Origin of the sequence: Tenacibaculum agarivorans (genome assembly GCF_001936575.1) — a bacterium.
Taxonomy (GTDB): domain Bacteria; phylum Bacteroidota; class Bacteroidia; order Flavobacteriales; family Flavobacteriaceae; genus Polaribacter; species Polaribacter agarivorans.
This window is the reverse complement of record NZ_MSMP01000013.1, coordinates 14,745-27,795: the sequence shown is the minus strand read 5'-3', so window position 1 is coordinate 27,795 and position 13,051 is coordinate 14,745. Positions and strand designations below refer to the sequence as shown.

The following is a 13,051-nucleotide window of genomic DNA, read 5'->3' as shown; positions in this document are numbered from 1 at the left end:
GGCTTTTTTTTGAACTAATATTTAAATAATTGATCTTTCGATCTATGCATCTATATTTGCATACTTTGCATTCTTTTCTATAAAATCTCTACGTGGTGGTACTTCGTCACCCATTAACATAGAGAAAACTCTATCTGCTTCAGCCATATTGTCAATAGTAACTTGACGAAGCGTTCTAAATTCAGGATTCATGGTAGTATCCCATAATTGCTCTGCATTCATTTCTCCAAGACCTTTATAACGCTGAATTGCAGCACCACCTCCCATTTTTTGATTAATTAAGTCTCGCTGATTATCATCCCAAGCATATTCTCTCTTCTGACCTTTCTTTACTAAATATAATGGCGGAGTTGCAATATAAATATACCCTTGTTCAACCATTTCTTTCATATAACGGAAGAAGAATGTTAAGATTAAAGTAGCAATATGAGATCCATCTACATCGGCATCACACATAATCACAACTTTATGATAACGCAATTTTGATAAATTTAAAGCTCTTGGATCTTCTTCTGTACCGATAGTAATACCTAAAGCCGTAAACATGTTTTTGATTTCTTCATTTTCAAAAACCTTGTGTTGCATTGCTTTTTCTACATTCAAAATTTTACCACGTAATGGCAAAATAGCTTGGAAGTTACGATCTCTACCTTGTTTAGCAGTTCCACCTGCCGAATCTCCCTCAACTAAGAAAATTTCACATGCAGCTGGATCAGTTTCTGAACAATCTGATAATTTACCAGGTAAACCACCAATACTCATTACTGTTTTACGCTGCACCATCTCTCTGGCTTTACGTGCAGCATGACGTGCTTGAGCGGCTAAAATTACCTTCTGTACTATCGTTTTAGCATCATTAGGGTTTTCCTCCAAATAATCTGTAAGCATTTCAGATACCGCCTGAGAAACTGCTGAGGTTACCTCTCTATTTCCTAATTTTGTTTTTGTTTGACCTTCAAACTGAGGTTCTGCAACTTTTACAGATACAATTGCAGTTAATCCTTCACGGAAGTCATCACCTGAAATTTCAAACTTGACGTTTTTTAACAAGCCTGAATTATCCGCATACTTCTTTAGAGTTCCTGTTAAACCTCTTCTGAATCCTGATAAATGAGTACCTCCTTCATGTGTATTGATATTATTTACATATGAATGTAAATTTTCAGCATATGAGTCATTATAAATCATAGCTACTTCTACAGGAATACCATTTTTCTCTCCTTCCATTGCAATTACATGCTGAATTACAGGAGTACGAGTGCTATCTAGGTACCTAACAAATTCTGAAAGTCCTTTATCACTATGGAAAGTTTCAGCAATGTCATTTCCTTCATCATCTTTGTTACGCTTGTCTGTAAGAGTAATTGTAATTCCTTTATTCAAATACGCTAATTCACGCATACGAGTCGCTAGCGTATCATAATTATATTCCGTTGTTTGCTGGAAGATAGATTTATCTGGTGAGAACGTGACTTCTGTACCTGTTTTATCTGTACCACCTACAGTTTTTACTGGATATAATGTTTTACCTCGTTCATACTCTTGCTGCCAAATTTTACCATCACGATGTACTGTAGCTTTCAAATGGTCGGAAAGTGCATTTACACAGGATACACCAACTCCGTGTAAACCTCCAGAAACTTTATATGAATCTTTATCAAACTTACCTCCTGCTCCAATCTTGGTCATTACTACTTCTAGTGCAGAGACACCTTCTTTCTTATGTAAACCTACTGGAATACCTCTACCGTTATCTCTTACAGTAATAGAATTATCTTCATTTATATCTACTGAAATTACATCACAATGACCTGCTAATGCTTCATCAATTGAATTATCTACTACCTCATACACTAAGTGATGTAAACCACGAACACCAACATCTCCGATATACATCGATGGACGCATACGAACGTGCTCCATTCCTTCTAACGCCTGTATACTATCGGCAGAATAGTTGTGCTTTTTTTCTTCGCTCATATTTTGAGTTTAAATTTTGTTATTTATCTATATTTAAGACATAAAAAATTAGGCCCAATTATTAATCGTTTAATAATTTCCTAATTTAATATTGTAAAATGTTCCCCTTACTATATCGTTACCTTAAGATAACGAGCAGTTTACAAATTTATGTTTTTTTAACCTTAAAATAAAGTTTTTAAGCAATTTTATCACAAAATTATCAACAATTCTTAAAAACTAAGAAAATGGCTTAAATCGAACAAAAAAGGACTTAAACTCGATTTTGTTGTTTTTAATGAATTCAGGCCTAACTATAAAAGCCTAAAACAGCTATAAATACTTTAAAAAAGCTTCCCTAGAAATCTCTTTTGCACCTAAACTTGCCAAATGATCATTATATACTTGGCAATCGATAAGTTGATACCCGCATTCTTTTACCAAATAAATAAATGCCACCTTGCTCATATTGCTAACTTTTGTAAACATACTTTCCCCACAAAAGACTTTATTCCCTAAATCTACCCCATACAAACCTCCAACTAATTCATCATTCCTCCATACTTCAATAGAGGTAGCAAATCCTTTTTTATGCAAGTTAATATAAGCTTTTTGCATATCATTAGTAATCCAAGTACCATCTTGACCTTTTCTAAAACTTTGTTTGCAGTTTAAAATTACTTCTTGAAAAGATTGATTGATCGTTATTGTGAAGTCTTTTTTTCGAAGAATTTGCTTCATTGATTTGGAGATTTTCAAATCCTCTGGAAATAATACCATTCGTTCTTTTGGACAATACCAAACAATGGGCTCCCCTTCATTAAACCAAGGGAAAATTCCTTTTTCATAAGCATGAACTAAACGTTCAGTAGACAAATCTCCTCCTAAAGCTATAATACCTTCTTTAGAAGCCACATCATACGGAGGAAACTCTATTTTTTCATCTAACCAATAAAACATTTATAAAATAATTAATCCTAAAATATAGATAAACATACCAACAAACATAGCTATTAAGGTGTAAGGTAGAATCTCTTTAGCTTTTAGCTTAGTAATTCCTAATAAAGGTAAGGCCCAAAAAGGTTGTAACATATTAGTAATTTGATCTCCATAGGCCAATGCCATAATCGCTTTTGGTAATGGTACTCCTAATTTTAAAGCACTTTCTAACACTATTGGTCCTTGTACTACCCATTGTCCTCCTCCACTCGGCACAAATATATTCACTAAACCTGCACTAAAAAAAGTAAATATAGGTAAGGTTTGACTTGTAGATATTGAAACGAAAAAATCTGAAATTAATGTTACCATTCCTGTATGCTTCATTATTCCCATAATACCAAAATACAATGGGAATTGGATTAAAATCCCAGATACATCTGAAATAGCTTCTCCCACTGCTTTACTAAAATTTTTAATATTTCCATGTAAAATGATGGCCAAACCTAACATAAAAAAATTAATAAGATTTGGTGTTATTTGTAAACTCAACAAATTAGCATAGTACCTGTAGAAAAAAGTAATTAAAATAATTCCTCCGAGTAGAAAAGCTAAAGCGTTTGATTGATCTAATTGTTCAGCTTTTGTTTTTGGTAAATCATTATTAATCCTTTCATAAATATTTAATTGAATTTGGGTTGGCTTACTTTTTTTTCCAATGATAAAAAACGTCAAAGACACTGCAATAACCACTAAAAAGAACAATACTATGTTCCACCAACTCAAAACGGTTTCATTAAAACTAATCAGCTCTGGTAACTTATTTAGATCTGTACTAGTTGACAACGATTTCATCATAGTTTTCAAATGACCTGATTCATTAATTTTAATTGGTGCTGATCCTGAAATCCCACCATGCCATACCATTAGTCCTACATAACCTGAAGCTCCAATTAATGGATAATTAAGTTGAATATTTTTCCGTTGTGCATCTTCTGCAACTTTTCTAGCCAAAAGAGCTCCAAAAATTAAACCCAAACCCCAATTAAAAAAGGACACCAGCATTGTCAAACTACTAACTATTGCGGCACTTGTTGCTGTAGTTGTACAGTATTTAGTAACTTTTAAAATTAAAGTACTCATTGGCTTACTTAAAACTAATACATGTCCTAACACTAAAATCAACATCATTTGATATGCAAACACGAGTAAATTTGCATTCCATATTTCAGACTCCCAAAATCCTAAAATTCTAAATAAATAACCTGTGGTTGTTTCATTATTTGAGTTTGTAAAAAATAAAGCAAACACAAGAGTTACTAGTGTTAACAATACTGCTATAGTGAAAGGAGAAGGAATGTATTTTTTAAAAATAATTTCTATGATTTTTGTCGCCTTCATAATTATGACTTGGTACGTAAAAATAATAAGTTTTAACTTTGGTACTCGTAAAAAGGTAGCTATTTTTGCCGCTTAAATGTTTGATGCAGACGGATATGAAAAAAAAACTGTCAAAGAAGAATAAAGATCCACATGTAAAAAGACTACATAACTATTATCAGCGTACTGGTTTTTACATGTTTATATGGGAAAGTATTAAAAAAGCATTCTGGCCAGCAGTTGTTATTGCTATTTTAGTTTTTGTTTTTAATAAATATGTTTACAATATTAATGACGGGTTACAGAAAATGACCGAAACTTTTTCTAGACCTAGTTTGTTAATCACATTTTTTATTTCTGAAACTATACTAGGTTTAGTTCCTCCTGAAATTTTTATTGCTTGGTCTAAAAAAACTTCCACACCATTATTAAATGTAGCTATTCTAGCTGTTTTATCATATTTAGGAGGTATAACTGCTTATTTTTTAGGAAAAACTTCTTTAAAAATAAAATCGATAAAACAGTATTTGGAAGTTAAGATGGCAGATCATTTAAAAAACACTAAAAAATGGGGTGGCCTTTTAATTTTAGTAGGAGCCTTACTTCCACTTCCTTTTGCTATTAGTTGTTTAACTGCAGGAATGATTCGTTATCCAATCAAAAATGTAATCATTTTTGGATTATTTCGTTTTTTACGATTCGCTATTTATGCTTGGGCCATTTTTTCTGTGGTAAGCTAATCATATTATTAATGTAAACTTAACAAAAAACCTCTCCGAAGAGAGGTTTTAAGATTTCATTGAGAAATCGGGGTACAATACAACTAGATTACTACTATTGTAAATATAATAAATTTATACTTTACATTCCTCATTATACAAGCTATATTTTTCGCTTTTTCATAATAAAAAACCTCACAATATTGTGAGGCCTTATCTTTTATTATAAATATTATCTAGAACGGTAAGTCATCAGGTTCGTTATCCGTTAAATCTGGCGCTGGTTGAAACTGATCAGTTGGAGGTAAGTTTTGCGGAGCTGATTGCTGTAAATTCTCAATTCTCCATCCTTGAATAGAGTTAAAATATTTTGCTACTCCTTCAGGATTAATCCATTCTCTACCTCTTAAATTTATAGAAACTTTCACATCCTGTCCTACTTGAAAACTATTCAATAAATCACATTTATCTTGAATAAATTCAATTAATATCATCTGAGGATATTGCTCATCTGTAGTTATTACTAATTCTCTCTTTCTAAAACCATTGCTACCAAAGGTTTGTGTTTCGTTAATAATTTTAATCTTCCCTATTACTTCCATACTGTTATCTGTTTATTAAAAGTACTTTCCAAGCACTTTCTACATCATTCTTTGCTAAATATAGTTGTGCAAATGTATGTTTTTTTTCGGCTGATATACCAACATACTCAGGATGTTGTTCGCTAAAGTTATTAACAACCTCACTAGTAGGTAGCTTTTCTATATTCGCTAACATTCCCAGATTATTACCCGTTAAAATAGAACTATTTTTAATCTCATTTGGTAATTGATCTACACCAATACCTAAAGTAGAAAGTGGTTTTGGAATTTCAAAGAAACCATCTCTAGCTCTAGAATAGAAACTTCCTCCTGCTCTGGACACTAAATCTATTTTGTATTGATCTATTTGTCCTTCTTCGTTTAAAACTTCTTCTTTAATATGCATTTTAACTACCTCACATACAATCAGATTTCCTGCACCGCCTTCTTTTCCTGTGTAAATAATATCGTTCACTTTACATTCAAATTGCACGGGAGATTCTTTAACCCTAAAAGGTTTTACTTCTTCGGATGCTAACATCGTTAGCCCAGACTTCACAAATTCATTAACACCTTTGGGATACATAGTACTACTTAATGACATTTGCTGTACTATATCATAATTTACCACATTAACTACTACTTCTTTTGTTTCCTCAGCATTATCTAATGTGTGTTTAGTTGTATTATTCCTTACACTTCTGGCTGGTGAAAAGATTAAAATAGGTGGATTAGCTCCAAATACATTGAAAAAGCTAAATGGTGATAAATTAGGATTTCCATCTTTATCTATAGTACTAGCAAAAGCAATCGGTCTAGGTGCAATAGCACCTAATAAATACTGATGCAGTTTACCCGTAGGAATTTCTTTTGGATTTATGGTTAACATGTTATTTTGTTTTAAAAAACTATAGTGTAAATATACTATGCTTTTAGGGATTAAGTTATAATGTTCAGAATAGTTTATATTTGAACAATGACATTTTTCAAAGATTTTTTCTGGGTTAAACGTATCATATTACTGACTTCTTTCTCCATTTTAACATTGATTTTATGGAATACATATGCCTTTTTCAAAAAGTTTAAAACTGATGAAAGAGTAAAAATGGAGCTTTTTGCTATGGCTATTGAGCGTTTTGGCAATGACACTTCAGATCTAGATGCAGATATGAGTCTAGAAATAAAAGCTTTAGGAGAAAATAAAATCCCTTGTATTTTAACGAATATTAATGGAACTATCATAGAACACCATAATTTAGACCCTTTAAAAGCTTCAAGTAATCTTTACTTACAAAAACAATTGGCTATTATGAAAAAGCAGAACAAGCCAATTGAAATTAACTACTTGGGAAGAAAGGAGTTCATTTACTATAACAACTCAGATCTTTTAAAAAGACTAACCTACTATCCTATAGTTTTAATCTTAGTTTTAGCTTTATTCTTAACTATTTTACTTTTATTCTTCAATTCTAGTAAAATTGCAGAGCAGAATAAATTATGGACTGGTATGGCTAAGGAAACTGCACATCAAATAGGCACACCATTATCCTCTCTTTTAGGGTGGGTCGCTATTTTACGATCTGAAGATATTAATCCTGAATATGTGCATGAAATAGAAAAAGATGTACAACGTTTAAGTACTATCGCTAATCGTTTTTCTAAAATTGGATCTTTACCCAAACTTGAATTAAAAAATATAGTCAGTACAACCAAAACTACTTTTGATTATTTAGAAACCAGAAGTTCTAAACAAATTCAATTCAATTTTGAAACTTCAAGTGATACCATTAATGTCAATTTAAATGATGAACTTTATGGTTGGGTTATTGAAAATTTAATCAAAAATGCTATTGATGCTACTCAGGGTAAAGGAAAAATAGGAATTTCAATTCTAGAAGACAAAGAGGAAGAACTAATCAAAATCTTAATCAGCGATACTGGTAAAGGAATTCCTAAATCTAAATTTAATAAAGTATTCAGACCAGGTTACACTTCTAAAAAGCGTGGCTGGGGATTAGGACTTTCTTTATCCAAACGAATTATTCAAAACTACCATAAAGGACGAATTTTTATACGAAAATCAGAAATTGGAAAAGGAACCACTTTTGAAATTCATTTAAATCGTATGTCTACTTAAAATTAGCTGAAATTTGCGCTGCTAATGATACAAATTCTTCAGAAGATAATTCCTCTTTTTTCATAAACTGCATATCTGCCATTGAATTAATTGGAATTAAATGTACATGAACATGAGGCACTTCTAAACCAACAACACTCATTCCAATTCGCTCACATGGAATTGCTTTTTCTAATGCTTTAGCTACTCTATAACTAAAGTTCATTAATGCTGAATATTCTTCTTCAGAAAGATCAAAAATTTTATTTTCTTCTTTTTTAGGAACCACCAAAGTATGTCCCTTTGCATTCGGGTTAATATCTAGAAAAGCATAAAACTGATCGTTTTCTGCTACTTTATACGAAGGTATTTCTCCTTTTATAATTTTTGTGAATATACTAGCCATGATTTTAAGATGTATTTGGTCGTATAAAAATAAAAAAACAATCGAGTTTTGAAGGTATCAAAACTCGATTACATTACTATTTTTTAAAACTTAACGTGATATCTCTAAGATCTCAAACTTCATTAATCCATTAGGCACCTGAATCTCTGCTACATCTCCTACTTCTTTACCTAATAAACCTTTTCCAATAGGTGAGTTTACAGATAATTTACCATTACGTACATCACTCTCACTATCAGCTACTAATGTATAAGTAAACTCCATACCATTGGTCGTATTTTTTAACTTCACTATGGAGTGAATTAATATTTTAGATGTATCTAATTGACTTTCGTCTATAATTCTCGCACTTGCAACTACATTTTTTAACTTTGCTATTTTGGTTTCTAATAACGATTGCTCTTCTTTAGCCGCATGGTATTCTGCATTCTCACTTAAATCCCCTTTATCGCGAGCATCCGCTATTTCTTGAGACACTCTAGGTCTTTCCACCTGTTCTAGGTGTGCTAACTCAGCTTTAAGTTTTTTTAATCCTTCTGCTGTGTAATATGAAACGTCACTCATAACTCTATAATTTAAAAAATCTCAGTCCGTCAGGAATGAGATCATCTAACAAATGTACAAAATATTTGTAAATTAGCCTCGTTAGTTTATTTACTTAAGTTTCATTTTATGAAAAAAATATATTTTTTATTGCTTAGTTTTCTCCTTCTCAACTGTTCAGATGATATAAATTCTAACAATTGTTTTTTAGGTGTATTCTTAAACGAAACTGTAAATTTATCTAATCCTGAATTTATAGACATTCAAGTTCCGGGAGGCAGCACTATTACTACTATTGGTGGTAGAAGAGTTCTAATTATCAGAAGAACTAACACTAGCTTTAAAGCATTTGATTTAGAATGCCCTAATGGTAACTGTTCTTCTCCTATGACTTTTGATGGCTTGCGCTTAGTTTGTTCTTGCAATAATGACATGTATAGCACATTAAATGGTTGTCCTGTAGATGAGAATGGAGAATGCATTAGAGATGGTTCTTGCTTTGCTTTAGAGTACACCGCATTACTAGCAGGTAACGTTTTACAAATAAGACGTTAAAAAAATTATTTATCTACCCAATTAAGATTAGTACTTTTGTGCCAACAACACAAAAGATTAGACGTGCAAAACTATTTTTCTTCACAATTTAAATTAGGTGTTTTAGGTGGCGGACAATTAGGAAGAATGCTACTTTCCGAAACCCAAAAATTAGACATACATACAGTAATCTTAGATGCTTCTGAAGATGCACCTTGTGCACAAATATGTAATGAATTTCATCAAGGTGATTTACTAGACTTTGATACGGTTTACAATTTTGGAAAAAAAGTAGACTTATTGACTATTGAAATAGAAAACGTCAATATAGATGCTTTAGATAGACTAGAAGATGAAGGATTACCCATTTACCCTAAACCTAGTAATCTTAGAATCATTCAGAATAAAGCGAAGCAAAAGCAGTTTTATAAGGAAAATAATATTCCTACAGCTGATTTCACACACTATGCTTACATAGATGAACTAAAACATGCTTATGAAAATGATATGGTTGATTTTCCTTTTGTATGGAAATCTGCTCGTTTTGGTTACGATGGTAATGGCGTAAAAGTAGTAAAAAACTATAGCGATCTCGAAAACTTACCAGAAGGAGAATGTATAGCTGAACAAATGATTCCTTTTAAAAACGAGTTAGCAGTAATTGTAGCTAGAAATTTAAAAGGTGATATAGAGACATATCCTGTAGTAGAAATGGAATTTCATCCTGAAGCCAATCAGGTAGAATATGTAATTTGCCCTGCTAGAATAGATGAAACTGTAGCTAAAAAAGCTAGACAAGTAGCTTTACAAGTTGCAGATACTTTTGATTTTGTTGGGTTATTAGCAGTTGAAATGTTTCAAACTCAAAATGATGAAATTTTAGTTAATGAAGTAGCACCAAGAACTCATAATTCAGGACATTATAGTATTGAAGGTAGTTACACAAGTCAGTTTGAACAGCATTTACGTAGTATTTTAAATTTTCCTTTAGGAAGTACTGAAAGTAAACTAGCCGGAATTATGGTAAATTTAGTTGGTGCTGAAGGTCATACAGGAGAAGTGATTTATGAAAATATAGAAGAAATTATGAACATCGATGGAGTTACCCCACATTTATATGGGAAAAAAATTACTAAACCTTTTCGTAAAATGGGACATGTTACTATTGTAAATAAAGATGTGAGTAAAGCTAGAGAAATTGCTCAAAAGGTAAAAGAAACTGTTAGAGTTATAAGTAAACTATAATCAAACCAATAATTAATAATTGATAAAATAATATGGTAGGAATTATAATGGGAAGTGATTCTGATCTTCCAATCATGCAAGAAGCAATCGATGTTTTAGAAAGTATGGATATTCAAATAGAAGTAGATATTGTTTCTGCTCATAGAACTCCAGAAAAACTATTTGACTATGCTACAAATGCACATAAAAGAGGAGTACAAGTAATTATTGCTGGTGCTGGTGGTGCTGCTCATTTACCAGGAATGGTAGCTAGTATGAGCCCGTTACCTGTCATTGGAGTTCCTGTAAAAAGTAGAAACTCTATTGATGGATGGGATTCTGTACTATCTATTTTACAAATGCCTGGAGGTGTACCTGTAGCAACTGTGGCTTTAGATGGTGCTAAAAATGCTGGAATTTTAGCCGCTCAAATTATTGGTGCTTCAGATAAATGTGTTTTAGATAAAATAATTGCTTATAAAGAAGGCTTAAAACTTAAAGTAGAAAAGGCCTCTGAAAGAGTAAAAAAATAAGTATCTTAGTACTACATAAAATACAAAACCTCACAGATCATTCATCAGTGAGGTTTTGTAGGTTTTTAAATTATTATTCAATGACAAAGAACCCATTATTACAAGAATTTGATACTCCTCCTTTCCAGTCTATAAAAGAGGAACATTATAAAGTAGCGATTAAAAAAGCTATTGAAATTGCTAAAGAAGAAATCGATGCTATTGTTAATGCTACTGCTAAACCGACGTTTGAAAATACAACTGTTGCTTTAAGTAATGTAGGAGAAAAGCTAGGTCGAATTACACCTATTTTTTTCAATTTAAATTCTGCTGAAACTAATGAAGAAATCCAAAAAATAGCAAAAGAAATTTCTCCTTGGTTAAGTGAATTTAAAAATGATATGATTTTAAACGAATCCTTATTCAAAAAAGTTAAAGCCGTTTATGATCAAAAAAACACTCTTACACTTACTCCTGAACAATCTATGCTTTTAGATAAGCAATACAAACGTTTTTCAAGAAATGGTGCTAACTTGAGTGATAGTGATAAAAACGAATTACGAAAGTTCGATACTGAATTAGCCAAATTATCACTTCAGTTTGGAGAAAACGTATTGGCAGACACCAATACTTTCGAAATGTTGATTACCAATGAAGAAGATTTATCCGGACTTCCAGAAGGAGCAAAAGAAGCTGCTAAATTGTTGGCTACTCAAAAAGAAAAAGACGGTTGGTTGTTCACATTAGACTACCCTAGCTATATTCCTTTTATGACTTATGCTGACAATAGAGAACTAAGAAAAAAGCTAGCTATTGCCATGGGTAAAAAAGGATTTCAAGACAATAAAAATAATAACGAGAGTATCGTATTAAACATTGTTGAAATCAGACATAAACGAGCTCAATTGTTAGGTTACAATTCTCATGCGCATTTTGTATTAGAAGAACGTATGGCTGAATCTCCTGAAAAGGTACTTTCTTTTTTAAATAACTTACTAGAAAAAGCAAAGCCTGCTGCCGAACGTGAATTTAAAAATTTAGAAAACTATGCCAAGAATTTAGACGGTATTGATCGTTTAGAAAAATGGGATGGTTCTTATTATTCTGAAAAATTAAAAAAGGAATTGTTTGATTTAGACCAGGAAGCTTTAAAACCATATTTTAAATTAGAAAATGTTATTGATGGTGTTTTTGAAATTGCTAATCGTTTGTTTGATCTCAAGTTTGAGGAAATCGACACTATTGACAAGTACCATGAGGATGTAAAAACATATAAAGTTATCAATACCAAAGGAGCGTTTATTTCTCACTTTTATGCTGATTTCCATCCTAGACCAGGAAAAAGAAATGGTGCTTGGATGACTTCTTACAAATCACAACAAATCAAAAATGGATTGAATGATAGACCTCAGGTATCCATTGTTTGTAACTTTACTAAACCTACTGAGACTAAACCTTCTTTACTAACTTTTAATGAAGTTACTACACTATTTCATGAGTTTGGACATGCATTACATGGAATGTTAGCAAATACAACTTATAAAAGTTTATCAGGAACCTCTGTTTCTTGGGATTTTGTTGAGCTTCCAAGTCAAGTTTTAGAAAATTGGTGTTATGAGAAAGAAGCCTTAGAATTGTTTGCTAAACATTACGAAACTGGAGAAACAATTCCTATGGAATATGTGGAAAAAATTAAAGAATCTGCTACCTTTCATGAAGGTATGCAAACGTTACGTCAGTTAAGTTTTGGTTTATTAGACATGAGTTGGCATTCAGGTAATACATCTGAAATTACTTCTGTTAAAGATTTTGAACTAAGAGCTTTTGGAGACACGAAGCTATATCCTGATGTTCCTGAAAATTGTATGAGTACAGCCTTTTCTCATATTTTCCAAGGAGGATATTCAGCTGGATATTATTCTTATAAATGGGCAGAGGTTTTAGATGCTGATGCTTTTGAATATTTTAAAGAGGAAGGTATTTTTAATAAAGAAATAGCAACAAAATTTAAAGATCATGTATTATCTAAAGGTGGTACTGAAAAACCAATGGAACTCTATAAGCGTTTTAGAGGTAAAGAACCAAAACCTGAAGCGCTTTTAAAACGTGCTGGACTTATATAATAATCAACAATAAAT

Annotated in this window: 13 protein-coding genes; 6 read left to right on the top strand and 7 right to left on the bottom strand. The window is 31.8% G+C overall.

Annotation, left to right across the window (positions count from 1 at the left end; translation table 11 throughout):
- Positions 1-42: 42 nt before the first annotated feature.
- The 3 genes from gyrB to BVC87_RS11560 form a co-directional block, all read right to left on the bottom strand.
- Positions 43-1,980 carry a DNA topoisomerase (ATP-hydrolyzing) subunit B gene (gyrB, locus tag BVC87_RS11570; protein ID WP_075342547.1) on the bottom strand — a complete coding sequence of 646 codons (1,938 nt, stop codon included), beginning with the start codon at positions 1,978-1,980 and terminating at the stop codon, positions 43-45.
- Between the two features lie 312 nt (positions 1,981-2,292).
- Positions 2,293-2,919 carry a leucyl/phenylalanyl-tRNA--protein transferase gene (aat, locus tag BVC87_RS11565; RefSeq protein WP_075342546.1) on the bottom strand — a complete coding sequence of 209 codons (627 nt, stop codon included), beginning with the start codon at positions 2,917-2,919 and terminating at the stop codon, positions 2,293-2,295.
- Complete coding sequence (locus BVC87_RS11560; protein ID WP_075342545.1) at positions 2,920-4,299, bottom strand: short-chain fatty acid transporter; 1,380 nt, start codon at positions 4,297-4,299, stop codon at positions 2,920-2,922.
- Positions 4,300-4,394: 95 nt separating this feature from the next.
- Here BVC87_RS11560 and BVC87_RS11555 point away from each other — a divergent pair, with 95 nt between their 5' ends.
- Complete coding sequence (locus BVC87_RS11555) at positions 4,395-5,018, top strand: YqaA family protein (protein WP_200799184.1); 624 nt, start codon at positions 4,395-4,397, stop codon at positions 5,016-5,018.
- A 215-nt stretch (positions 5,019-5,233) separates the two neighbouring features.
- On the opposite strand, the gene BVC87_RS11550 is transcribed toward BVC87_RS11555, so the two are convergent.
- On the bottom strand, positions 5,234-5,599 hold the full coding sequence (locus BVC87_RS11550) for a DUF3127 domain-containing protein (protein WP_075342543.1): 366 nt from the start codon (positions 5,597-5,599) through the stop codon (positions 5,234-5,236).
- A 4-nt stretch (positions 5,600-5,603) separates the two neighbouring features.
- Complete coding sequence (locus BVC87_RS11545) at positions 5,604-6,467, bottom strand: flavin reductase family protein (RefSeq protein WP_075342542.1); 864 nt, start codon at positions 6,465-6,467, stop codon at positions 5,604-5,606.
- Between the two features lie 87 nt (positions 6,468-6,554).
- Here BVC87_RS11545 and BVC87_RS11540 point away from each other — a divergent pair, with 87 nt between their 5' ends.
- Positions 6,555-7,715, top strand: a complete 1,161-nt coding sequence (locus BVC87_RS11540; RefSeq protein ID WP_075342541.1) for a sensor histidine kinase — start codon at positions 6,555-6,557, stop codon at positions 7,713-7,715.
- Here BVC87_RS11540 and BVC87_RS11535 read toward each other — a convergent pair.
- Both BVC87_RS11535 and greA read right to left on the bottom strand, forming a co-directional pair.
- Complete coding sequence (locus BVC87_RS11535) at positions 7,708-8,100, bottom strand: HIT family protein (protein ID WP_075342540.1); 393 nt, start codon at positions 8,098-8,100, stop codon at positions 7,708-7,710. The genes BVC87_RS11540 and BVC87_RS11535 overlap by 8 nt on opposite strands.
- 90 nt (positions 8,101-8,190) lie before the next feature.
- Positions 8,191-8,664, bottom strand: a complete 474-nt coding sequence (gene greA / locus BVC87_RS11530) for a transcription elongation factor GreA (RefSeq protein ID WP_075342539.1) — start codon at positions 8,662-8,664, stop codon at positions 8,191-8,193.
- A 108-nt stretch (positions 8,665-8,772) separates the two neighbouring features.
- On the opposite strand from greA, the gene BVC87_RS11525 reads away from it, so the two are divergent.
- The 4 genes from BVC87_RS11525 to BVC87_RS11510 all read left to right on the top strand — a co-directional run bounded on the left by BVC87_RS11525 (position 8,773) and on the right by BVC87_RS11510 (position 13,036).
- Complete coding sequence (locus tag BVC87_RS11525; protein ID WP_075342538.1) at positions 8,773-9,198, top strand: Rieske (2Fe-2S) protein; 426 nt, start codon at positions 8,773-8,775, stop codon at positions 9,196-9,198.
- 63 nt (positions 9,199-9,261) lie between these two features.
- On the top strand, positions 9,262-10,422 hold the full coding sequence (locus tag BVC87_RS11520; protein WP_075342537.1) for a 5-(carboxyamino)imidazole ribonucleotide synthase: 1,161 nt from the start codon (positions 9,262-9,264) through the stop codon (positions 10,420-10,422).
- A 32-nt stretch (positions 10,423-10,454) separates the two neighbouring features.
- A complete protein-coding gene (gene purE / locus BVC87_RS11515; RefSeq protein WP_075342536.1) occupies positions 10,455-10,934 on the top strand; it encodes a 5-(carboxyamino)imidazole ribonucleotide mutase in 480 nt (159 codons plus the stop codon).
- Between the two features lie 80 nt (positions 10,935-11,014).
- Positions 11,015-13,036 carry a M3 family metallopeptidase gene (locus BVC87_RS11510; protein WP_075342535.1) on the top strand — a complete coding sequence of 674 codons (2,022 nt, stop codon included), beginning with the start codon at positions 11,015-11,017 and terminating at the stop codon, positions 13,034-13,036.
- Positions 13,037-13,051 lie beyond the last annotated feature (15 nt).